This is a genomic window from Pseudomonas fluorescens (assembly GCF_000802965.1).
Taxonomy (GTDB): domain Bacteria; phylum Pseudomonadota; class Gammaproteobacteria; order Pseudomonadales; family Pseudomonadaceae; genus Aquipseudomonas; species Aquipseudomonas fluorescens_A.
Genome location: NZ_JSAK01000017.1, coordinates 148,967 through 172,255, shown reverse-complemented (window position 1 = coordinate 172,255; position 23,289 = coordinate 148,967). Strand labels below are relative to the sequence as shown.

At 59.1% G+C, this 23,289-nt stretch carries 22 protein-coding genes; 3 read left to right on the top strand and 19 right to left on the bottom strand.

Going from position 1 to position 23,289, the window contains the following annotated elements; genetic code table 11:
* Positions 1–103: 103 nt before the first annotated feature.
* Positions 104–1,750 (bottom strand): GMC family oxidoreductase, encoded by a 1,647-nt coding sequence (locus NL64_RS15235; RefSeq protein ID WP_034148894.1) that lies wholly within the window; start codon positions 1,748–1,750, stop codon positions 104–106.
* 129 nt (positions 1,751–1,879) lie between these two features.
* Here NL64_RS15235 and NL64_RS15230 point away from each other — a divergent pair, with 129 nt between their 5' ends.
* On the top strand, positions 1,880–2,776 hold the full coding sequence (locus NL64_RS15230; RefSeq protein ID WP_034148893.1) for a LysR family transcriptional regulator: 897 nt from the start codon (positions 1,880–1,882) through the stop codon (positions 2,774–2,776).
* Positions 2,777–2,858: 82 nt separating this feature from the next.
* On the opposite strand, the gene NL64_RS15225 is transcribed toward NL64_RS15230, so the two are convergent.
* From NL64_RS15225 to NL64_RS15185, 9 genes are all read right to left on the bottom strand, one after another.
* Complete coding sequence (locus tag NL64_RS15225) at positions 2,859–4,241, bottom strand: ATP-binding protein (RefSeq protein WP_034148892.1); 1,383 nt, start codon at positions 4,239–4,241, stop codon at positions 2,859–2,861.
* Positions 4,238–4,900, bottom strand: coding sequence for a response regulator (locus NL64_RS15220; RefSeq protein WP_034148891.1), 663 nt, complete (start codon positions 4,898–4,900; stop codon positions 4,238–4,240). The genes NL64_RS15225 and NL64_RS15220 overlap by 4 nt, the downstream gene beginning before the upstream one ends.
* A gap of 11 nt (positions 4,901–4,911) precedes the next feature.
* Positions 4,912–5,556, bottom strand: coding sequence for a tetratricopeptide repeat protein (locus NL64_RS15215; RefSeq protein WP_034148890.1), 645 nt, complete (start codon positions 5,554–5,556; stop codon positions 4,912–4,914).
* Positions 5,553–6,362 (bottom strand): SDR family oxidoreductase, encoded by an 810-nt coding sequence (locus NL64_RS15210; protein WP_034148889.1) that lies wholly within the window; start codon positions 6,360–6,362, stop codon positions 5,553–5,555. Before NL64_RS15210 ends, NL64_RS15215 begins: the two co-directional genes overlap by 4 nt.
* The gene (locus tag NL64_RS15205) at positions 6,349–7,023 is read right to left on the bottom strand and encodes a TenA family transcriptional regulator (protein WP_034148888.1); all 675 of its coding nucleotides are present in this window, start codon (positions 7,021–7,023) and stop codon (positions 6,349–6,351) included. Before NL64_RS15205 ends, NL64_RS15210 begins: the two co-directional genes overlap by 14 nt.
* The gene (locus tag NL64_RS15200; RefSeq protein WP_034148887.1) at positions 7,020–8,501 is read right to left on the bottom strand and encodes an AMP-binding protein; all 1,482 of its coding nucleotides are present in this window, start codon (positions 8,499–8,501) and stop codon (positions 7,020–7,022) included. Before NL64_RS15200 ends, NL64_RS15205 begins: the two co-directional genes overlap by 4 nt.
* On the bottom strand, positions 8,491–9,168 hold the full coding sequence (locus tag NL64_RS15195; RefSeq protein ID WP_034148886.1) for a thermostable hemolysin: 678 nt from the start codon (positions 9,166–9,168) through the stop codon (positions 8,491–8,493). The genes NL64_RS15200 and NL64_RS15195 overlap by 11 nt, the downstream gene beginning before the upstream one ends.
* Before the next feature lie 191 nt (positions 9,169–9,359).
* Complete coding sequence (locus tag NL64_RS15190) at positions 9,360–10,460, bottom strand: DNA alkylation repair protein (protein ID WP_034148885.1); 1,101 nt, start codon at positions 10,458–10,460, stop codon at positions 9,360–9,362.
* 90 nt (positions 10,461–10,550) lie between these two features.
* Entirely contained in the window at positions 10,551–12,359 is a 1,809-nt protein-coding gene (locus NL64_RS15185) for a monovalent cation:proton antiporter-2 (CPA2) family protein (RefSeq protein ID WP_034148884.1), read from the bottom strand.
* A 159-nt stretch (positions 12,360–12,518) separates the two neighbouring features.
* On the opposite strand from NL64_RS15185, the gene NL64_RS15180 reads away from it, so the two are divergent.
* Complete coding sequence (locus NL64_RS15180) at positions 12,519–13,433, top strand: LysR family transcriptional regulator (protein ID WP_034148883.1); 915 nt, start codon at positions 12,519–12,521, stop codon at positions 13,431–13,433.
* Here the strand turns inward: NL64_RS15180 and NL64_RS15175 are convergent.
* The 4 genes from NL64_RS15175 to NL64_RS15160 all read right to left on the bottom strand — a co-directional run bounded on the left by NL64_RS15175 (position 13,423) and on the right by NL64_RS15160 (position 17,049).
* Entirely contained in the window at positions 13,423–14,199 is a 777-nt protein-coding gene (locus tag NL64_RS15175) for a substrate-binding domain-containing protein (RefSeq protein ID WP_034148882.1), read from the bottom strand. The genes NL64_RS15180 and NL64_RS15175 overlap by 11 nt on opposite strands.
* 22 nt (positions 14,200–14,221) lie before the next feature.
* Positions 14,222–15,514, bottom strand: a complete 1,293-nt coding sequence (locus NL64_RS15170) for an MFS transporter (protein ID WP_034148881.1) — start codon at positions 15,512–15,514, stop codon at positions 14,222–14,224.
* Between the two features lie 150 nt (positions 15,515–15,664).
* Positions 15,665–15,988, bottom strand: a complete 324-nt coding sequence (locus NL64_RS15165; protein WP_034148880.1) for a protealysin inhibitor emfourin — start codon at positions 15,986–15,988, stop codon at positions 15,665–15,667.
* The gene (locus NL64_RS15160; protein WP_034148879.1) at positions 15,985–17,049 is read right to left on the bottom strand and encodes a M4 family metallopeptidase; all 1,065 of its coding nucleotides are present in this window, start codon (positions 17,047–17,049) and stop codon (positions 15,985–15,987) included. The genes NL64_RS15165 and NL64_RS15160 overlap by 4 nt, the downstream gene beginning before the upstream one ends.
* Before the next feature lie 145 nt (positions 17,050–17,194).
* On the opposite strand from NL64_RS15160, the gene NL64_RS15155 reads away from it, so the two are divergent.
* Entirely contained in the window at positions 17,195–17,533 is a 339-nt protein-coding gene (locus tag NL64_RS15155; RefSeq protein WP_034148878.1) for an FKBP-type peptidyl-prolyl cis-trans isomerase, read from the top strand.
* A gap of 115 nt (positions 17,534–17,648) precedes the next feature.
* Here the strand turns inward: NL64_RS15155 and NL64_RS15150 are convergent, their stop codons facing one another.
* From NL64_RS15150 to lpdA, 5 genes are all read right to left on the bottom strand, one after another.
* Positions 17,649–17,957, bottom strand: a complete 309-nt coding sequence (locus NL64_RS15150) for a hypothetical protein (RefSeq protein WP_172668675.1) — start codon at positions 17,955–17,957, stop codon at positions 17,649–17,651.
* 23 nt (positions 17,958–17,980) lie between these two features.
* Complete coding sequence (locus NL64_RS15145) at positions 17,981–19,219, bottom strand: S-type pyocin domain-containing protein (protein WP_034148876.1); 1,239 nt, start codon at positions 19,217–19,219, stop codon at positions 17,981–17,983.
* A 325-nt stretch (positions 19,220–19,544) separates the two neighbouring features.
* On the bottom strand, positions 19,545–20,288 hold the full coding sequence (locus NL64_RS15140; protein WP_034148875.1) for an SDR family NAD(P)-dependent oxidoreductase: 744 nt from the start codon (positions 20,286–20,288) through the stop codon (positions 19,545–19,547).
* A 310-nt stretch (positions 20,289–20,598) separates the two neighbouring features.
* Positions 20,599–21,618, bottom strand: coding sequence for a branched-chain amino acid aminotransferase (locus NL64_RS15135; RefSeq protein WP_034148874.1), 1,020 nt, complete (start codon positions 21,616–21,618; stop codon positions 20,599–20,601).
* A 278-nt stretch (positions 21,619–21,896) separates the two neighbouring features.
* Positions 21,897–23,279: a dihydrolipoyl dehydrogenase gene (gene lpdA, locus NL64_RS15130; protein WP_034148873.1), complete on the bottom strand. Its 1,383-nt coding sequence runs from the start codon at positions 23,277–23,279 to the stop codon at positions 21,897–21,899.
* Positions 23,280–23,289: the final 10 nt, after the last annotated feature.

Below are 23,289 nucleotides of genomic sequence, written 5' to 3'. Positions count from 1 at the left end.
AAACGTGATGTTCCGTGTGTCCTCGCACCCTGTAGGAACCGGCTTGCTGGCGATGGCGATCTCAGGGACGCTATCGCCAGTAAGCCGGTTCCTACAGGGTGATTCATGTAATCGTTGCCAGTTCCAGTTCTGGCGTGATGTTCCTTGTGCTGGGGTTGAGGATCATGTGTGCGGCTTTCTCCGCGATCATCAGCGTAGGTGAACACGTGTTGCCGGAGGTGATTCTCGGCATGATCGAGGCATCCGCGATACGCAGGCCCGGAATGCCGTGTACGCGCAGTTCCGCATCGACCACCGCATCGGCATCGTTGCCCATCCGGCAAGTGCCGACCGGATGAAAAATCGTAGTGCCGATTCGTGCGGCGGCTTCGTGCAGTTCCTCCTCGCTTTGCAAGCTATCACCGGGCAAGTATTCCACCGGGTTGAACGCCTTCAGCGCCGGCGCGGCAACGATGCGCCGGGTCAAGCGAATGGCATCGGCCGCGACGCGCAAATCCTCCGGATGGCTCAGGTAGTTGGGTTGAATCAGCGGTGATTCCTGCGGGTTGGCGGAACGGATTTCCACCCGGCCACGACTTTGCGGACGCAAGTCGCAGACCGATGCGGTGAATGCCGGGAAGGCATGCAACGGTTCGCCGAATCGCTCCAGTGACAGCGGCTGGACGTGATATTCAAGGTTCGCCGACGTCTGTTCCGGTCCCGAACGAGCGAAAGCCCCCAACTGACTCGGCGCCATGGACAGCGGGCCGCTGCGGTCATACAGATAACGCAGGCCCATGCCCATCTTGCCCCAAACGTTGCCGGCGATCTGATTGAGGGTTCGGGCGTTTTCCAGTTTGTAGATCAGGCGCAGTTGCAGGTGATCTTGCAGGTTGCCGCCCACCCCCGATAGTTCGTGGGCGACGCCGATGCCAAGGCGTTGCAGCAGTGGGCGAGGGCCAATTCCTGAACGCTGTAGGATGCTCGGCGAACCGACAGAACCGGCGCAAAGGACGATTTCCTTGCGTGCCTTGAAGGTCTTCGCCTGTCCCTGCCAGCGTGCGCTGACCGCCGAAGCCCGGGCGTTTTCCAGCAAGACGCGGTCAACTTCGATGCCGGTCAGCACCGTCAGATTCGGGCGATGACGAATCGGCTTGAGAAACGCCTTGGCCGCATTCCAGCGGATCCCGGACTTTTGGTTGACCTGGAAGTAGCCGCAACCTTCGTTGTCGCCCTGGTTGAAATCATCGATGCTGGCAATGCCGCTTTGCTCGGCAGCACTGCGGAAAGCATCGAGAATCGGCCACGACAGGCGCTGGCGTTCGACTCGCCACTCACCGGCACCGCTGTGAAAGTCCGAATCGCCGGCAAAGTGGTTTTCGCTTTTCTTGAACAGCGGCAGCACGTCCTGCCAGCTCCAGCCCGAATTGCCGTCGGCGGCCCAGCTGTCATAGTCGCCGGCCTGGCCGCGCATGTAGATCATGCCGTTGATCGAAGAGCAGCCACCCAGCACTTTACCGCGCGGGTAGCTCAGGGTTCGGCCTTGCAAGCCTGGTTGCGCTTCGGTCTTGAAGCACCAGTCGGTGCGCGGGTTGCCGATACAGAACAAGTAACCGACGGGGATATGAATCCACGCATAGTTGTCGCGGCCACCGGCTTCAAGCAGCAGGACGCGATGTTGCGGGTTGGCCGAGAGTCGATTGGCCAGCAAACAACCGGCCGGCCCGGCTCCGACTACGATGTAGTCGTATTCATCAAGGGAAGACTGCATCCCTGACCTCGTCTTGTTGTTCTTGTTGTTCTTGTTGTCGGTCATCCTAGTTGTTAGCTTTCGTCAAAAGAATGTTAGTTTTTGCGCACCTGCTGTGCGTTTTTAAACACCTGCACCCAAGGATGAGTCATGTTCGACTGGAATGACCTGAGGTTTTTTCTCGAGTTGCAGCGTAGCGGGCGTTTGCTGACGGCGGCCCGACGTTTGAACACCACCCACGCCACCGTGGCGCGGCACATCGAGGCCATTGAAAAAAGCCTCGGCACTGCGTTGTTCGTCCAGCATGCCCAGGGTTATGAACTGACCCCGGCGGGCGAAGCGCTGCTTAAACACGCCGAAGCGATGGAAAACGTCGCGTTGTTGGCCCAGGAAGAAATCACCCAATCCACCGCGCCGCTGGGCAAGATTCGAGTCGGGGTTACCGAAGGGCTGGGCATCATGTTCCTTTCCAGCCGAATGAACGGCTTGTTCGAGCGTTATCCGGGGCTGGAAGTGGAACTGGTGGCAGTGCCACGCTTTGTCAGCATTCTTAATCGCGAAGCGGAAATCAGCATTCACCTCGAACGCCCGGCGGCTGACATGCTGGTCACACGCAAACTCACCGGCTATCGCCTCGCGCTGTACGCCAGTCAGGACTACCTCGACCGCTCGCCACCGCTGGGCAGTCGCGAAGACCTTGGTCGGCATGCCTGGATCGGCTATGTCGACGATTTGCTGTTCAGCCAGGAACTGATGTTCCTCAACAGCTTCTGCCGCAACCCGCAGGTGGTCTTCCACAGCACCAGCGTCATCGCCCAGCAACAGGCTGCCCGCGCAGGGCTGGGGATCGCGGTGCTGCCGTGCTACATGGCCAGCGCCGATCCCGGACTGGTGCCGTTGTTTCCTGACGAAAGTATTTTGCGCAGCTACTGGATGAGCACCCGCCGCGAGCTGCACAAGTCAGTGCGCCTGCGAGTGATGTGGGATTACGTGGTGGAGTTGTGTGAGCGTGAGCAGGACCTGTTGCTCGGCCCCAATCCCGTGTAGGAGCTGCCGCAGGCTGCGATCTTTTGATCTTTTAAAATCAAGATCAAAAGATCGCAGCCTTCGGCAGCTCCGACAGGGGCGTTCAGGCTTCGGGTGGCTGGGTGTTTGGAATCGTCAGGGTCGCGCGCAACCCACCCTCGGGGCGATTAACCAGAGTGATCCGTCCGCCCAGACGGGTGGCGATGGTGTTGACGATGGTCAGCCCCAATCCAGCGCCCTGGGCGTTGCCGCGGCTGTAGAAACGTTCGAACAGGCGGGTGCGATCCGCTTCTTCGATCCCCGGTCCCTGATCCTCGACGCTCAGGTGATAGAAGCCCTCGGCCTGACTCAATCGCACCGTGATCACGCCGTGCTCAGGGGAAAAATTCGCAGCATTGGTGATCAGGTTATTCAAGGCGATGTCGATCGCAGCGGCGTCCGTCGCCACGATGCAAGGCCGGTCGCTGACGTCGAAGACCAGTTCCAGGTTTTTGCTCAGCAACCAGGGGCTAAGCTGAACCAGGCTGTCGCGTACGGCTTCGGTCAAGTCGATGAGGCGTAGGGCCGCTGGCTGCGTGTCGGGTTCGAGCCGGGCCATGGTCAGCAATTGGTTGACCAGACGACTGGTACGGTCGACCCCGCTGATCAGAAACGCCAGGGATTCACGGCGTTCATCTTCGGTGCCGGCTTCCAGCAGGTTCTGCGCGTGGACCCGCAATACCGCAAGGGGCGTGCGCATTTCATGGGCGGCATCGGCGATGAAGCGCCGCTCTCGTCCGAGCACTTCCTGGATCTGCGCGAGCATGCGGTTGAGCGCTGCCTGCATCGGTTCAAGTTCGCTGGGCAGTGGTGTCAGGTGCAGTGGTTGCAGCGAGCCACTGTGCCGGGCCCGCAACGTCGCCGCCATATCGGCCAAGGGTTTGAGACCCCAACCAATGGCCAGCCAGACCATCGCCGCCAGCATCAGGCTGCCCAGTACGTTGGGCCACAGGGTGTGACGCACGATGCGATCCACCAGATCGGCGCGCACGTCATCGCGCTCACCGACCCAGATCCTCAGGTCAGTCTGTTTGTCTTCCAGCAGGAACGCGCGCCAGTGGCGGTTGTTCAGGTCCACCACATCGCTGAAACCGGGTTTGGTCGGCGGCGCGGTGAAGGCGGGTGCACTGGCCGTGTGCACCAGCACTTCGCCCTGTCGGTTCCAGACCTGAAAGGCAATCTTGCTTTCATAAGGATGGCCATCGACCCGCGGCACCGCCTCGCCCAACGCCTTGTTGAATGCCTGGTACAAATCGGCGTGTTCCTGGCTGGCCATGGGCATGCGCATCACGCCCTGCAATAACCGCGCGTTTTGCGCCAGTTGGGCGTCATAGACTTCGGCGATTTCATGGTTGCTGTCGTGCAGGTTCAACACGCTGATCACGGCTAAACCAGCGAGCATCAAGCCGATGATCAGTGTCAGGGTGCGACGCCGGATCGAAGTCATCGACGCTCCTCCACCAGGTAGCCGACACCACGGATGGTGCGAATCAGGTCGGTGGAGAATTTCTTTCGCAGGTGATGGATGTGCACTTCCAGGGTGTTGCTTTCGGCTTCTTCGTTCCAGCCGTACAGCAACTGCATCAGGTGATCGCGGGTCATGACCCGGCCCGGAGGTGAAAGCAGTTCGTGCAGCAGTTGATATTCCTTGGGCGTCAGCGCCACCGGTTCGCCCTGATAGCTGACTTGCTGGGTGCCGGGGTTGAGGCTGATGCCGGCATGTTCGATCAGCACTTGGGCGCGGCCGGCGCTGCGCCGCAACAAGGCACGCAGACGCGCCTTGAGTTCCGCGAGGTCGAACGGCTTGATCAGGTAGTCGTCAGCCCCGGCATCCAGCCCGGCAATGCGGTCCTCGGTGGCATCCCGGGCGGTGAGGATCAGCACTGGCAGGTTGGAGCCACTGTCACGCAGGCGCCGCAGCACTTCGAGGCCGTCCATGCGCGGCAGGCCCAGATCGAGCACCGCCACGTCAAAAGCTTCACTGAGCAACGAGTGCAGGGCACTGCTGCCGTCTTGCACCCAGTCGACGGTATAACCTTCGCGGCCAAGTGCCTGGTGAATGCCTTCGCCCAAGGCCACGTCATCCTCGATCAGTAATAAGCGCACACGGACTCCTGTCAGTCGAGTTTCTTGTTCACGTCCACCTGCAACGCTTCGATTTCTTTGCGGCGCCCGGCATCGGCGGTTTCGCGCCCTGGTCTTGGGGAGGCCTGCAAGGCTTTTTGCAGTGCTGTCCTGGCTTCGCTGTAGCGCTTTTGACGGTAGAGGTGATCACCCCAGAAGTACAGGCTGTCGATGCCGTTCGGGTTCATTTGCAAGGCGAGTTTGAGAAATTGTTCGGCCTTGTCCGAGTCGCCGAAACCAATGGGCCAGCCCGGCACGCGGTCATACAGCGCGCCGAGACTGGTGTAGGCCGAGCCTTGCAAAGCCTTGGGATCCAGGGTTAAAGCTTTTTCCAGATCAGCCTTCGCGTCCTTGACCTTGCTCAGGGCGCCGAGCCCACCTTGGGCACCGGCCCAACTGCTGGTGACGATGCCGGACCAGATCCACGCTTCCGCCACAGACTGTCGCTGTTGAGTAAAGCTTGACGCCTGGGCGGCGAGTTTTTCGAAAGCGGCGGTGCGTTGGTCCTCCGGCACCTCGTACTGAATGTGCGCCCAACTTTGCTGGATACCGTTCAGCCGTTGTTGATCGGCGGCGTCCAGCGCCCAGACGCTCTGGCTAAGCGCACCCATCAGCAGGCAAGCGACGATTTTTTTCATGGTTCGAGATTCTCCTTGTCGGGTTTCTGGCTCAGACGACGTACCAATGGCAATTGCTTGCGCAGGCCACGATCAACCAGGTTGGGCAGCAAGCTGTTCAGGCGTACGAAAAAGCGTTCCGGCCAGCCCAGGTACAAGTCGCGACGGTCACCGGCGATGGCGTGGATGACCGCGGTGGCGACGGTTTTCGGGTCATCGACGTTGGCCTTGATGGCATCATTGAATGCCTGTGCCGCCGGGCTATTCATGCTGGTGCGCGTGGCGCGCGGGGCGACGTAGAGCACGCTCACGCGGGTGTCCGCCAGTTCCCGGCGCAGCGCTTCGGAGAACCCGCGCAAGGCAAACTTGGTGGCGCAATAGCTGGCGTAACCGGGGTAGCCAATGGAGCCGTAGGTAGAGCCGACGTTCACCACCATGGCGCTGTCGGCCCGTTTGAGCAGCGGCAGCAGGAGTTTGGTCAGGCAGATCGGCGCGCTGATGTTCACCGCCAACATTGCGTTGATCTCGCTGTCATCCAGTTGATCGAGCATGGCGAAATGGTTGACCCCGGCGGCATTGACCAGCAGGTTGATGCCGCCGATGCTTTGCGCTTCCGCCAGCACTTCACGGCGGTCGGTGGCAACCGTCAGATCAGCGCCGATCCAGCACAGGTTTCGCGGATAACGTTCGATCAGCGCTGCCAATGGTTCCCGATGCCGTGCCACGGCCAGCACTCGCGCCCCGGCGGCGCACAGTGCTGTCGCGATGGCCAGGCCGATGCCGCCGCTGGCACCGGTCAATACAACGCGAGCTTCAGACAGGCGCATGCAGGTCCTCCCCGTCACGCGGCAAGCCACGGAACATGTCGGCGTACAGCTTGTACACGACTTTGGAGGCATGAATGACGGCGGCTTGATCGTCCGGATCGTCCAGTGTGTTCATCAACCGACGGTAAGTCTGCATGTGTTCGATATCCAGTGAACCGTGGGAGCTGAGGTAGCTGAACGCGCTTTCCGGCAGCTCCAGGCGCTCGCGAATGCTGCCGGCGGCATGGGTGGCCAGGGCGATACTCGTGCCTTCCAGCACGTTGACCATGCCGAACAGCCCCACAGGGTTGTCCCGGGCAATCAGGTCGTAGAGGAAGCTGACCATCAATTCAATCGGCAAGGCCGGCCGACCACTGCGTACCGCAGCCTTGTCACCGCCGCAGGCCTCGATGTCATCCAGTACCCATTTTTCATGACCGTATTCATCGTCGATGTACTCGCACACCGCCTCGCGCAGCCATTCCAGGCGCGAGGGCAAGCGTGCGCCGCAGGCCATCATCAGCGGCACGGTGTGGCGCACGTGGTAATAGGCCTGAGTCAGAAAAGCCCGGTAGCTTTGCAGGCTGACGCGGCCTTCGAGGGCGTCGAGAATGATCGGCAGATTGAACAGCTCATGGCGTTCTTGATGGGTCGCCTCTTGCAGCGTGTCGAAAAAACTCATGATGCGCGTTCCTCGGAAAATACAGATTCAGTCAGCTGTGCCCGGTAACGCTCGACGATGGCGTCACGCCGGGGCCGGCCGTTGGCAGTGAGCAAGCCATTGGCGGGGGAAAAGGGCTGATTCAGGCGACTCCAGTAATGGACCTGGGCGTAGTCGGGCAAATCGGCGTTGGCCTCGGCCACGGCAGCGGCCAATTGTTCATCGGTGCAGTCGGGTCGATGGGGCCAGAGCAGCGCGTGGTTGTGTGGCATGGCCTCGCCGTAGACGAAGGCCTGGGCGATATGCCGACGTTGAGTCAACTCGGCCTCGACCCATTCCGGGTTGACGTTGCGACCGAAACTGGTCACGAATTGGTGTTTCTTGCGCCCCTTGAGGTAGAGAAAACCCTCCGTATCGAATTCACCGAGATCGCCACTGGGCCACCACTCATCAGCGTTCGGCGTATCGCCCAGATAGCCCAACAAGGTCGAACCCTTGATCAGTACTTCGCCGTCGTCCGCCAGCCGAATCTCCACGTGGGGCAGGGGCCGGCCAACGCTGCCCGGGCGGTGCTCGCCAGGACGATTGAGGCAGACCACGGACGCGCATTCGGACAATCCATAGCCCTCGTAAACCGCGAGATCGATCCTCTGCGCGCGCTGCAGCAGCTCTGCGGACACCCGCGCACCGCCCACGGCGGCAAAACGTAGTGAGTGAGGGTTAAAGGCTTTTTGTTCGGCAGCGTTGACCAGCATCAGCAACAACTGCGGCACCAGGATCAGGCTTTGGGGCGCGCGCGTGGCCAGGCATCCGAGCAGACGTGGCACATCAACGCCGCTGGCGCCCTGAATGCCCAAGACCTTTTGGCTGGGCAGGCTCAGCGTCGCGCCAGCGTACAACGCGGCATAACACCCTAGATTTTCCAGCAGGATCGCCAACGGCAGCAGGGCGAGATGATGTTGCGGATGGGCGGGTTTGCTGGCCTGATCCAGCTCGCGGGCGACCCGCAGAATGCTCTCGGCGCTTAGGCATACGCCTTTCGGCGTGCCGGTGGTGCCAGAGGTGAAAGTCAGTTTCGCGGTGCCTTCCGGTATGCGCTTTGGACCGCTGAACGTGCGTCGCCAGAATGCACCTTGCTTCTGGTAGCCGTGCATCTGAAATTCGGCTTCCATTTCCGGCTCGGCAATCACCAGTTCGGCCTGACTTTGTTCAAGGCAGTGGCTGCGTTGAGACGGGCTGAAAAACGGCGGCAGCGTCAGGCAGGTCAGCCCTTCGAACAGTATGGCCAGGTCCCAGAGCATCGCGTCGACGCCGTTGTCCAGCGCCAATGCGACTACCTGGACGTTTTCTTCGCGCAGGCGCTGCTGGCGATCGATCACTTCGGCGTACAACGTGGCGTAATCCAGCTTCAGATGATCGCCCCACAAGGCAATAGTGTGGGGCTGACATTCTGCATAAATACGCAGGACCTGTCGCAAGTGCTCGGTTTCAGGCGACATGGCTGGCCTCCTCAAAAGACGACGGTAACCCCAGTCGACTGAACATCCCGATATTGCGTAAGTGAATGAACCCGGCGCGGATGTTGCCAACGTGTACCCAGGGTTTGCTTTCGTAATAGCTGCCCCAGCTATCGCGGTCGCCACCCAGTCGGGCGGGGTCAGCGGCGCACAGGGTTATCGGCTTCAGGCCAAGCCGATGGAAGCTGTTGACCAGGCCGACGTTACCGGTGAACGCCACCCACTCCAGGCCACCCATGGCCAGCAGGTAGGTCATGGCAATGATGCTCAGGCGTGCACTGCCGGTATCGCTGGCCGCCAGATTGCCCACTTCGACGATGGCTGCCCGGTCCACGGGGTGCTCGGCAGCAGCGCTGATCAGCGGATCGATCGGTTCGTCCAGATAACGTTCGAGGAACAACCGTTCGCCATCCGCCAGGCGCACGCCGACCACCGCACAAAGTTCTTCGGCCGCGTTTCTCATGCCGAACAGTTCCGGCATGAAGTGACGGATGTCGGCGCCGTGAGCCTTGCGGAAACGGTGCTGGATAAAAGCTTCGAAGACCGGGCGCGCCGGTTCGTCAGGCAATGCCTGTGCCAGGCTCATCTGCGGAGTCTCGGCGTGGCCGAAGCGCAGCGGCAAAGGGATGTTCCAGTGGATTTGGGGCATTGGCAGGCGCCTCCCGGGAAAGAATGGGAGGAGTATCCGGGCCGTTTCTTAACGGAGTCTGAAGGTGGAAGAGTGCTGGCTGTAAGTCTGCTAATCCCGTGTAGGAGCTGCCGAAGGCTGCGATCTTTTGATCTTGATTTTAAAAGATCAAAAGATCGCAGCCTTCGGCAGCTCCTACAGGGGAGCGCGTATCAGGCGAGGATTTCGAAGGCCGTACTGGCCAGGCGTTCGCCATTCACCAGCACATGCACCGCATGCTTGCCCGCGTAATGCCGGCGGGTGGTGAGTTCCTTGATGTGCTGACCACGGCTCAGGTGTTCGGTGCTCTGGCCGGGCAGCGTCAGGGCCTTGAGTTTGAAGACTTTCGCCGAGGTACTGCCGTTGGCTTTTACATAGTCGATGGCGTAGTCGATCACCAGGCGCTGACTGGCTGCGACCGTGGATTTGACTGCAAACGACAGGGTGATTTTTTCTCCGAGTCCAATCACCGGCGGATTGACCTGCACATCCATAATCTCGACTTCAGGCTTGCCACCGGCGCCGATGATCGCCAAGGCGCGCTGATTGCCCTGTTTGATCAAGCTGCGCAGGGCATGCCTGGCAATCCACGCGGTGTGCTTGTTGTCCAGCGACCAACCCTCGATCAGGTCCAGTACCCAGTCCGGATGATCCTTGGTGATGTCGTTCAGGTGGTTGGCCACGGACTTGCGCACGTAAAGGCTGCTGTCGGCCTTGAGGTTGTCGAGAATGTCGGCGGCCAGGCGAGGGTCGGCCTGGATCTGTTCCAGGCGGAACGACCATGGCAGGCGCGGGCGGGTACCTTCGCTGGCCAGGCGCCGAACGTGTTCGTTGTCGTCCAGTGACCAGTCGTACATCAGCTTGAGCGTGCGTTCGATATCGCGGCGCAGAAAATGGCGGATCGCGAATTCCGAGGAGCCAAACGCCGTGAAGTATTTGAGCGCGTCCATGGATAACTCGAAGCGCTCCGCACCGTAAGTCGCCACGTAATGCGGCAGGCACATGCTGACGAAGCCGCTGTTGAGGCGCGGGGCGAGGGCGCGCAATACCTCCAGCGAGGCTTCATAACCCAGCGGCAGCACCGCGTGCAGGCATTCGCTGACACGGGCCATGCGCTGCATCACCGACAACTCCGCCAAACCGGTATTGGCCAGTTTCAGGAACGCCTTGGCATCAAACGCGGGATAGACCGCGGTCATTTCCGTGGCGATGTGCTGGAGGCGTTCGGCGTTGAAGATTTCCTTGAGGGCGGGGGAGGATTGGTCAGCAGCCATTTTGGATTCCCTTGATTGTTGTTTATCCAGTGCACCGCGTTATCGTTCATCGCGAGCAGGCTCGCTCCCACAGGGGCCATTACAGCCACCTCATTTCCTGGCTGCCTGCTCTTCCAACTGATCCGACTCAAACAACCGCGCCAGTTCCGCCCGTGCTTGCTGCGCCGTCTGAATGACCTTCGCCGCGTCGTCGTAGACCGCGTGCTGGGCTTCGAGCACCTGTTCATCGTGATGCTTGAAGCGTTTGATCCGCGCGTCCGCCTGAGCCTGGGTCAAGCCCAGACCGATCAACGTTTGCCGGCTCATTTCCAGGCTGGAATAAAAGGTTTCCCGTACAGCTTGGGCGCCGACGTCCACCAACCGATGCACATGTTGACGGTTACGGGCGCGGGCGATGATTTTTATGTGCGGATACAGCCTGTGCACCAGTTCGGCGGTCTTGATGTTGGTGTCCGGGTCGTCGGTGGCGATCACGAAGAATTCGGCTTCACCGACCTTGGCCGCGCTGAGGATTTCCGGGCGCATCGGGTCGCCGTAGAACACTGGCACGCCGCCGAAGCTACGGGACAGTTCGATGGTTTCCACCGACGTGTCGAGGGCGACAAACTTGATGTTCTGCGCCCGCAGGATCCGCGCGACGATCTGGCCCATCCGGCCCATGCCGGCGATCACCACGCGGGGCGCATCGGTATCGATTTCGCGGAATGTTTCCGGCACTACCACCGGTTGCACCTTGGGGCTGACCAGGCGCGCACAGAGCAGCAGCAACAACGGCGTAACCGCCATGGACAGGGTGATGGTCAGCACCAGCACGTCATACAGGCGCGCTTCGAACAGCCCCTGATCGCGGCCGATCTTGAACACCACGAAGGCAAATTCACCACCCGCCGCCAACACGATGCCGAGGCGGATGGCGCTGACTTTGCTCAACCCTCCACCCAGTCGGCCCACGAGAAACAGCAACGGCAGCTTGATGGCGATCAGCAGCAGGGTCAGCCCAAGCACCGCGACGGGCGCACTTAGCAGCAGACTCAGGTTTGCGCCCATGCCGACGCTGATAAAAAAAAGCCCCAGCAACAGCCCCTTGAACGGTTCGATTTGCGCTTCGAGTTCATGTCGGTATTCGGAGTCCGCCAGCAGCAGACCGGCGAGGAACGCGCCAAGAGCCATGGACACGCCGACCAGGTCCATCAACCACGCCGTGCCGATCACCACCAGCAACGCGGTGGCGGTGGACACCTCCGGCAAACCGGATTTCGCCACCACGCGGAACACCGGGCGCAACAGATACCGTCCGCCGATCACCACCACGGCGATGCTGGCCAATACGCGCAAGCCGTGGTTCACATCTTCGGCGGTGCTGGCGTTGTGATCCACGCCTGACAGCAGCGGCACCATGGCGATCAACGGGATCGCAGCGATGTCCTGGAACAGCAGAATTGCAAACGCCAAGCGCCCGTGGGGACTGGTCAGCTCCTTGCGCTCGGCCAGGCTTTGCAGGCCAAACGCAGTGGATGACAGGGCTAGTCCGAGACCCAGCACGATCGCGGTATTCAGCGGTTGTCCAAACAGAAACAGCGCCACCACGCCGATCGCCGAACCGGTCAGCAGCACTTGGGCCAATCCGACACCGAAGACTGATTTACGCATCACCCACAAACGACGCGGCGACAATTCCAGGCCGATGATAAACAGCAGCAACACCACCCCAAGTTCCGAGATGTGGCTGACGCTCTGCGGGTTGCCGATCAGGCCCAACACAGAGGGGCCGATAATCACGCCGGCGAACAAGTAACCCAGCACCGCCCCCAACTGAAGGCGCTTGGCCAATGGAACAGTGAGCACGGCCGCGAGCAGAAACACGACAGCGGCTTGTAAGAGACTGCCTTCATGGGGCATGAGAAAAAACTCCATTCACTCGGTACGGCGGGGGGGTGTAAGGATAAAGGCTGCATCTGGCTGCGTCAGCACTACGATGGAACTCAGATGTTACATTTTGCATTAATTGGTTACATTCATAGAATAAGCGGATCAATCTGGTCCGTCTCCGAGTACCCCATGGCCATCAATTTTGACCTCAACGACTTGCAAGCCTTTCGTGCCGTGGTCGAACAGGGCAGCTTTCGCAAGGCTGCCGACACGGTGCGTATTTCCCAGCCCGCCCTCAGCCGGCGCATCGAAAAACTGGAAGATGCCCTCGGCGTGAGGTTGTTTGAGCGCACCACCCGTAAAGTCAGCCTGACCCAGGCCGGTCGCGGTTTCATGCCGAGTGTGGAGCGCCTGCTGGACGATCTGGACGTCGCGTTGCTGGGCATCAGTGAAGTCGCCTCGACCCGACTGGGTCACGTCACCGTCGCTTGTGTGCCGTCGGCGGCGTACTACTTCATGCCGCGAGTGATTGCTCACTACCACCGGCAATTTCCGCGGATCAAGGTCAAGGTATTGGATTGCAGCGCCCATGAAGTGCTGAGCGCTGTGGTCAACGGCGAAGCGGATTTCGGCCTGAGTTTCATGGGGACGCTGGAGGCTGAAGTGGATTTCGAGCCACTGGTGGAGGAGGGCTATGTGGTTGCTTGTCGACGTGATCATCCGTTGGCGGGGCGCACAAGCGTAACGTGGGACGAGTTTTATCAGCAGGACTACATTTCGCTGGATAAGACCTCAGGAAACCGTTTTCTACTGGATCAGGCATTGACCCGCGTGGTGCCGCAACGGTCGAGCATTTGCGAAACCCGGCATGTGACGACGATGATCGGTCTGGTGGAGGCAGGGCTGGGTGTGGCGGCGGTGCCGTTGATGGCGATGCCGGCAGCGGATCATCCGATACTGACGAGTGTGCCACTGACCAGCCCGCAGGTGATGCGCAGCGTCGGTTTGATCAAGCGCCGGGGCCGAACCCTGACCCCGGCAGCATTGGAACTGGAACGCCTGGTGGTGGAAATGAAAGTCCAGCAGCCAGCTGTCAGCGACTGACCGAATCAAGCCCGGTGGCTTTCACATCCGGTTGTGCCTGTGCTGATGCCATATAGTCCAGCAGCGCTTTGGCTTCGGCAGGGTGTTTCGCTCCCACCGGAATGCCCGCAGCGAAACGCGTCACCGACTGCACTTGTTCCGGAATCTTCGCCACGAAGCTCACCCCCGGCACCGGCAGCAATTCGCTGACCTGCTGGAAGCCCAACTGATAATCGCCGGTGGCAACCACTGAACCCACGGGGATTTTCGGGACCATCGTCGATTTGGGCTTGAGTTGCTCTTCGATACCCAGGCGTTTGAACAGCTGTTGCTCGATGTAGACGCCGCTGGCGCTATCGGAATAAGCCACGGATTTGGCATCGAGCAAGGTCTTTTTAAGGCTATCGATGGAACTGATGTCCGGCTTCGGCGCACCTTCTCGCACCACCAGGCCGATACGCGAATCCGCCAGTTCGACCCTTGACGCCGGGTCGACTTTGCCTTGCTTGATCAGATCGTCCAGGGCGTAACCGACCATGATCACCACGTCGGCTTGTTCACCACGAGCCAGGCGATTGGGGATGGCTTCCGGGGCTTTGCCCATCGACGGGCCGAGGGCGGTATCGAGGGTGTTGCCGGTGGATGCAGCGAATTTCGGTCCGAGGATCTTGTACGCGGCGGTAAAACCGCCAGAGGTCATCACACGGATCTCTTCGGCCTGGGCGGCGGGAATCAGACTCAGGCTGAACAGCAGGCTCAGTGTCGCAACGTTGAATAGCTTTTTCATGGATGTACTCGAAAAGGTAGGGTCAGGAGAGGACGGGTTGCAGGCGGCCGCTGGCGCGACGATACAAATACAAGGTTGCGCACAGCGCACAGAGCGCGGCAAAACTCATCCAGTAGCCAGGCGCAGCCTTGTCGCCGGTGTATTGGATCAGCAATGTCGACATCGCCGGGGTGAAGCCCCCGAACACTGCGGTCGCCAGGCTATAGGCCAAAGAGAACCCCGCCACCCGTACTTCCACCGGCATGATTTCGGTCAGCGCCGCAATCATCGCTCCGTTGTACAAGCCATAGATGAAGGACAGCCAAAGCAGCACGAGCAGCATGTTGAGGAAACTCGGTGCCTGCACCAGATAGGACAGAACCGGATAGGTTGTAGCCAGCGCCATCAGGGCCATGGTGATCAACACCGGGCGTCGGCCGATTCGGTCGGACAACGCGCCGCCAATGGGCAGCCAGAAGAAGTTCGAGACGCCCACCAGCAACGTCACCAGCAGCGCATCGGACGTACTCAAATGCAGCACGGTTTTACCAAAGGTCGGCGCGTACACGGTGATCAGGTAAAAGGCCGTGGTGGTCAGGGCGACCATCATCATGCCGGCGAACACGATCACCCAGTTCTGCGCCAAAGTGCGGAAAACATCGCGCATGGATGGACGGTGTTTGCGGGCGGTAAATTCTTCGGTTTCTTCCAGATTACGACGCAGAAAGAAGATGAACGGCACGATCAGGCAACCGACGAGGAACGGAATTCGCCAGCCCCAATCGGCAATCATTTCTGGCGCCATCCATTGGTTCAAGCCGTAGCCCAGCGCTGCAGCGACCACGATCGCCACTTGCTGGCTGGCCGATTGCCAACTGGTGAAAAAGCCTTTATTGCCCGGCGTGGCGATTTCCGCGAGATACACCGAGACCCCGCCCAGTTCCGCACCGGCGGAGAAGCCTTGCAGCAACCGCCCAACCAGGACGAGGGCGGGCGCAAACAAACCGATGGTTTCGTAGCCGGGCACCAGCACAATCAAAATCGTACCGCTGGCCATGATCGACAAGGTGACGATCAGCCCTTTGCGTCGCCCAACATCATCGATGTAGGCGCCTAGCACCACTGCGCCCAGTGGTCGCATCAAAAAGCCCGCGCCGAAAACGGCAAAGGTCATCATCAACGAGGCAAATTCGCTGCTGGCCGGGAAGAACACGGCAGCAATCTGAGTGGCGTAGAAGCCGAAAAGGAAGAAGTCGAACTGTTCGAGAAAGTTGCCCGAGGTGACTCGGAAGATCGCACTGGCACGGGAGCGTCCGCGCGGGATTGAGGCTGTCATAGATGTACTCCACCGCTTTATGACGTGTGCCGCCTGGACGCGGCGCACGGTTCTTATTGAGGCGGATAGTGGAGCAGGGGGATTGATATGATAAGTGCGTTTTTGGCATGCATTGATGTGCCAAGTGGATCAATGCGTTGCGGCGCTGCGTTAAAGAAGTTCTCCCTTATCCCAAAGCCGCACCAGTTCACCGGGTGCCTGGTCTTCCGGCACCTTCAACACCATCTGATCGTCTTGCTCTCCAGTGCGGTAACGCAGTTCGATCTGATAGAAGCGCTGATCGCCGCGGCCGGGGGAGGGGGAGGTCAGTGGCAAACATCCTTCGAGCAATGAGCAGATGCGCGCTCGTTGATCGAGATTGCATTGCGCGAACTCGATCTCCCGGGGGCGGCTCAAGGCCTGAATCATTGCAACTCCGCCCTGGCGAGAAAGGCGAACGACGGCTTGGTCGTCCAGTGTTGGCAGGGTTTTCATGTCGCCTCTCCAGTCAGATTCACACCCACGTCGGCCCAACCCTTGCGCACGGCAGATGCCTCATGGGCACTGAAGCGCTGGCCGGCGTGCTCAATGGTCAAATGCGCGAAGGCGATAAAGGACGCTTCGCGGTTCAAGCGCTGATCACACAAAGCGTCGTACCAGATTCGCCCGGCTTTCTCCCAGGCAAAACCGCCCAGCGCCTTGGCCACCAGATAGAACGCCCGATTGGGAATGCCCGAGTTGATGTGCACGCCGCCATTGTCCTCCTGGGTGATGACGAATTTGCTCATGTGATCCGGTTGCGGGTCCTTGCCGAGCAGCGGGTCGTCATAAGCCGTGCCCGGATGGGCCATCGAGCGCAGACCGATGCCTTTGATGCGCGGTGTCAGCAAGTCCGCGCCGATCAGCCAGTCTGCCTCGTCGGCGGTATGGCCGAGGACATGCTGTTTGATCATCACGCCAAATACGTCCGACAGCGATTCATTCAGCGCACCTGACTGATCGGCATACACCAGGCCCGATTCGCTTTCGATCACACCATGGGTCAACTCATGGCCGACCACATCCAGCGACCGGGTGAATCGCTCGAAAATTTCGCCATCGCCGTCACCGAAGACCATTTGCGAGCCATTCCAGAACGCATTTTCATAGTTCTGGCCGTAATGCACGCTGCCAACCAAGGCAAAACCCTTGTTGTCGATGGAGTCGCGACCAAGCACTTTCCAGAAGAAATCGTAGCTCGCACCGAGCGCATCGTAGGCTTCATCGACCGCCGGATCACCACTAGCGGGTTGTCCCTCAAGACGCACCGGCATACCGGGCAGGAGCATTTTCCCCAACGCATCATAAATGCTGCGCTGCACCGTCCCTGGTTTCTCGTTTTGCAGGAGTATCGCCGCAGCAGGAGGGCGCGACGGTGCCCCTGGCTGGTGCCGCAAGGTTCGAACATGAGTCAGCGTGGACATCGCGCTGTCACGCTGGTGCTCGGAACCGTGCGCGACGATACGGTTGAGTATGTACGGCGGGATAAAGCTGCGCAGCGCCAGAGAGTCAGTCATCAGAGCGTCCCTTTCTGAATAGAGGTTGATACATAATGTGAGCGGCAGAAGATCTTTCGGTTCAACCAATTGCCATCCGCACCGGTTTCTGCGAAAACCACCGTCCGCGCCCTCAACAACCGGGCGAACGTAAACGAGTACGAACATGACCGACGAACTACAAATCATCGACCTGGCGCCCGGCGACGGCAAAGCCGCCGTCAAAGGCGCGCTGATCACCACCCAATACCGCGGCTGGCTGGAGGACGGCACAGAATTCGACTCTTCCTACAGCCGAGGAAAACCTTTCCAGTGCGTGATCGGCACCGGTCGAGTGATCAAGGGTTGGGATCAGGGAATCATGGGGATGCAGGTTGGCGGCAAGCGCAAGCTGCTGGTGCCGGCTCATTTGGCCTATGGCGAGCGCACGATGGGCAAGATCACACCGAATTCGAATTTGATTTTCGAGATTGAATTGCTGGAAGTGCTGACGCGGGATGATTGATTGGCCATGCGCTTTGAAGATAAAACCCGCCAACTATGTGGAAGAGATGGCAGGTTCTGTCTTGTTGAAGTGTTGAGCTGTGATCAATGGGGGCACACTGCTACGAGATTCAAAGTCACGTAAAAAGCCCGATATCATCAAGGGTGTCAGCCACAATCGCCGCCAGGGTGGGAGACTTTCTTCTCACCTTATCCAGTGCTGATAAAACGATTTCCATATCCAGCTTGCCATGTCTGCGAGTTAGATGACCTAGCGCTGTTACGGCGGCGGCTTTCACGGAATCCAATTCGTGCTCAAGATGTTCCAGGCAGGTGAGCTGAGCCCATCCAAGGTCTTCCTCGTTAAGACCGATTGAGACTAGGGCGGCCACAATGTCGGTTTCCAAGTCACTAGCAAGAAAGCGGATTGCTTGATCGTGGCTCATTGATGGGTCTTGATAAGACAGACTCACTTTTTAGCTCCCGGAATGTTGCCTTTGTTATCGACTTTTTGGGCTTTGATAAGCGCGTTTTTCATATCTTGATGGAGTTTATCCCAAGTCCTCACGTGGCCGTGATACACGTCACCTCCCGTGCGATCAAAGACAACAAATTCTTTCGTTTCTGGATCTATGCCAATTCTTCGCGGCGATGTAGGTTTTACTTGTACCGAGTCATTTAGGGCTTCTCGACCATTTATGGGACCCTTGCTCTTCACGGGTGTATCCGCTTTACCGTGATAATTTGCCGCTTCGAATTCCAGGTTCAAAACGATGTAGAGCGGTTTGATTCCAGAGTCCGCCGGGAATACAAGAATGAAGTCTTTGTATTCGGGAGGGTAGATGGGGTCGACGATGATGCTGTCGGCGGCCGGTGTTGGTGGAAATATCCAGATTTGCGGTGCTTGCGGCGCTCCCTCGAGCGGAGGAATTCCTGATCGACCGGTAGGCTCAACGGCAGGGGTCCAAATTAACGTGACGCCTTCGCCAAAATCAGCCACTTGCTGCGAGCCTTGGGCTTTAAACGTAATGACGGGTATGAACTCCCAATCACGTCGACTTTGCGTGTTGTAGCCATAGCCTTTTAAAGTGCCATCAGTTTGTTGCTCTACACGCAGTCGAATACGTGTACGAGCTTGGTTTAATGACCTGAGTTGCTCCTCTGTATACAAAGCGCTATCGCCCAGACTTGCTGGTGCCAGCATCGCAACTAACCCAAGCAATCCACCGGTAGCAACGCCGGCGGTTGCTAAACTGCCGGCCCGTACAATTGCTGACTCGGTTGCGCCTATGGAAGCTGCTCGTGCGAGAGTGAGCGAACCCGTAATGAAGGATGGAGTACCGCTGATTTTTTTGAGTGGAATACGACCACACTCGCCAACTTCATGCCCCCCAAGCAGTGCGAAGTTTCCGTAATCGTCCAAACTGGTTGTAGGAACAAAACCGACAGTGCTTTCGTGATTGATCATTCCGTCCGGTAGTTGGCAAGACTTGGCAAATACACAACCTGCGATTGCTCTTTCCGTCTTTGGGCCAGGTTTTTTCAGGTTTTTCTCGAAGTCATCTTCTCTGGCACGCATGGCGTTATAGGCTGCTTGGCGACCTTCGCGCTCTGCTTGTTCAGTTGGTGTCATTTCTCGGCGAATACGGTGATGACCGTCACCGGAGGGCGGGGCCAAAACGGTCGGAATTTCCTGGTTGCGAGTCATGAGCGTCCTAGTTGCTATTTAAATCCAGGCGAACGCTAACTTAACCGGTGTTTCCAATATGTAGGATGAGTCTGAAAATCAGGTTGTTAAGGTGGACAGAGGTAAAGAGCCAAGCGGTTGAAATTGAGAGTACTTACTGGAAGTGCTGACGCGGGATGATTGATTGGCGGCGTTGCCCGAATCGGTTTTGTGGCGAGGGAGCTTGCTCCCGTTGGGCTGCGTAGCAGCCTCGGAAGATCGCAGCCTGCGGCAGCTCCTACAGGGTTTGGCCGATCTCTGGACCCTGTAGGCGCTTGCGAAGCCTGCGATCTTTTGATCTTGAGGCTCAGCGGATTGTGTACCCGCTATCGACTACCCAATCCTGTCCGATGACGTTGCGTGCTCCATTGCTCAGCTGGAACAGAATCACATCAGCAACTGCGCCAGCCTCCAGGAACTTGCCGTCGAGCAAGCGTTGATTGACGGTGCTGGCGACCGCACTCAATTCCTCATTCTTCAAGCCCAGCGTCGACCAGATAGGCGTAGCGGTTGGACCCGGAGAGACGGTGTTGATGCGAACGCCGTGCGGGGCCAGTTCTACCGCCAAGGTACGGACGTGACTGATCAATGCGGCTTTGGAGGCGATGTAGGCGGCCAGCCCCGGAAAGGTCACCTGCGCGAGGAAGGTGCCGATGAACACCACCGAGGCAGACGCCGCCAGTTGCCCGCGCAGACAGGCCAGGGTGTTCAGTGCGCCGGCTCCGTTGACTGCCCATTGCCGGTCGAACGCCGCGAGATCGAGACCGTCAGCCAGTTCTGCAATGCCGGCATTCGGCACCAGATAGCTGACCGGCCCCAACGTTGACGCCTGTTGTGCCAACCGTTCGAGGTCGGCCGGTTGAGTAACGTCACCGGACACCCACGACAGCTGCGTGGCAAAGCGCTCGACCAACTCGTTCAGGTCGCCGATCTGGCGCGACATCGCCAGTACGCGAGCACCCTGGTTCAGTAACCGTTCGGTGACGGCCAAGCCTATTCCGGAGCTGGCTCCGGTAACGACGGCCAAGCGATCCTCAAAAGCATTGTTCATACACGGATTCCTCTTTTGGTAGATGAGCCTTCACAGGGCTAGTACCAAAAATCAGGCCAACTCGTTGTAGCTGAAAACATAAGCCTTTGAGGTGAGGATGGTTATTTTGACTAGATATTAATGTGGTCATAAAGACTTCTTTGGGTCTTTTTGACTGGCCTGGTCGAGTTACTAAAGTTGAAGTGCCACAGCAGCTTACAAGCTTGTCTGAGTGTGGCAACTCAGTTCAATAAACCTGAATGACAGGCAAAAAAAACGCCGCTGTCGAAGATCGACAGCGGCGATTTTTTTAAGCGGGTAGGGCGTCAGGTCAAACCTTGACGATCCAGCCTGCTGGGGCTTCGATGTCGCCGGTTTGCACGCCGGTCAGCTCTTTGTAGAGCTTCTGGGTGATCGGGCCGACTTCGGTTTCGCTGTGGAACACGTGCAGGTGATCGTTGTAGTTGATGCCGCCGATTGGCGTGATCACCGCGGCAGTGCCGCAGGCGCCGGCTTCTTTGAAGTCCGACAGCTTGTCGATGAACACGTCACCTTCGATCACTTCCAGGCCCAGACGGGTTTTTGCCAGCTCGATCAGCGACAGACGGGTGATGCCCGGCAGTACCGACGGCGAGTTCGGGGTCACGAACTTGTTGTCGTGGGTAATCCCGAAGAAGTTGGCCGAACCGACTTCCTCGATCTTCTTGTGGGTCAACGGGTCCAGGTAGATGCAGTCGGCGAAGTGCGCCTTCTTGGCTTGGGAGCCTGGCATCAGGCTGGCGGCGTAGTTGCCACCGACCTTGGCTGCACCGGTGCCTTGAGGGGCGGCGCGGTCATAGCTGGAGATCAGGAAGTTGTGCGGGGTCAGGCCGCCTTTAAAGTAGGCGCCGACCGGGATCGCAAAAACCGAGAAGATGAATTCAGGGGCGGTACGCACGCCGATGTTGTCACCCACGCCGATCACGAACGGACGCAGGTACAGCGCGCCGCCGGTGCCGTATGGCGGAATGAAGCGCTCGTTGGCGCGAACCACTTCCTTGCACGCTTCGATGAACTGCTCGGTGGACACGTGTGGCATCAGCAGGCGGGCGCAGCTGCGTTGCATGCGCGCGGCGTTCTGGTCCGGGCGGAACAGGTTGATCGAGCCGTCCTTGCAACGATAGGCCTTCAGGCCTTCGAAGCATTGCTGGCCATAGTGAAGGGCAGTGGAGCCTTCGCTGATGTGCAGCACGTTGTCTTCGGTCAGGGTGCCTTTGTCCCACTCACCATTACGCCAGTAAGACAGATAGCGCTTGTCGGTCTTGATGTAGTCAAAACCCAGCTTGTCCCAATTGATGCTTTCGTTACCCATGACACCCTCTATCACTTAACAACCGCCGAAACGGTTCAAGGCTTCTGACGTTTTTCCGGATGGGCACAACAATACTTCATTCCGGGCCTGTTTCGCAGCCCGGACTATCGGCTATTTACCGCCGATTCTTCATTGTTCTAAATCCTGTGGCGAGGGAGCTTGCTCCCGCTCGGCTGCGAAGCAGTCGTAAATCCAGGCAACGCGGTGTGTCTGGAAGTCAGCCAGGGGCCGCTTCGCAGCCCTGCGGGAGCAAGCTCCCTCGCCACAGTTGATCGTATTTACAGGTGCAACGCGTGGCCAAGGGCTCGCAATGCCGCCTCCTGAACGGCTTCGCCCAAGGTTGGATGCGCATGGATGGTGCCGCCAATGTCTTCCAGCCGCGCGCCCATCTCCAGGCTTTGCGCGAACGCCGTGGACAGCTCTGACACCCCGACACCGACCGCCTGCCAGCCGACAATCACATGATTATCCCGACGGGCGACTACGCGTACGAAGCCGCTTTTCGATTCCAGGGTCATCGCCCGACCATTGGCGGCGAACGGGAAGCTGGAGACGATGCAGTCCAGCCCGGCAGCCTTGGCTTCGTCTGGAGTCTGGCCGACCACCACCAGTTCCGGATCGGTGAAGCACACCGCGGCAATGGCGGTCGGGTTGAATTCGCGGGACTTGCCGCTGATCAGCTCGGCGACCATTTCACCTTGGGCCATGGCCCGGTGAGCGAGCATCGGTTCGCCACTCAGGTCACCGATGGCGTAGACGTTGCGCATGCTGGTCTGGCAGCGGTTGTCGATCTTGATCGACGAACCGTTCATGTCCAGATTCAGCGCCTCGAGGTTCCAGCCCTGGGTGTTTGGTTTACGACCAACGGCCACCAGGACCTGATCGGTTTCCAGGTTCAGGGTCTCGCCACCTGGCTCCAAAACCTGCAAGGTATTATTAGCAGAATCAAAGTCTTGCACGCTGTGTTTCAAGTAAAGCTTCACGCCGAGTTTTTTCAGTTCGTCGTGCACGGGCTGGGTCAGTTCGGCGTCGTAGGCAGGAAGGATGCGCTCCTGAGCCTCGACCACGCTGACTTCTGCGCCGAGTTTGCGATAGGCAATACCCAGCTCCAGACCAATGTAACCACCCCCCACCACGATCAGTCGTTTTGGCACGGAAGTCGGCGCCAGCGCTTCGGTAGAGGAGATGATCGGTCCGCCAATCGGCAACATTGGCAAATTCACGCTTTTCGACCCAGTGGCCAGCACCAGGTGCTCGCACTGGATGCGCGTGTCGCCAACGTCGACGGTTTTGCCATCGACTACCTTGGCCCAGCCTTGAATGACCTGGACCTTGTTCTTTTTCAGCAACGCCGCAACGCCGGTGGTCAGGCGATCAACGATGCCATCCTTCCACTCGACGCTCTTGCTGATATCGAGGGTTGGCGCCGACACGCTGATGCCCAACGCCGAATGCTGGCTGTGGTGCTGCGTCTGGTGGAACTGCTCAGCGACGTGAATCAGTGCCTTGGACGGAATGCAGCCGATGTTCAGGCAGGTGCCGCCCAACGACTGGCCTTCCACCAGAATGGTCGCAATGCCCAGTTGCCCGGCACGGATGGCCGTTACGTAACCGGCGGGACCGCCGCCGATGATCAGCAATGTGGTGTTCAGAGTTTGCATGCTGCTCTCC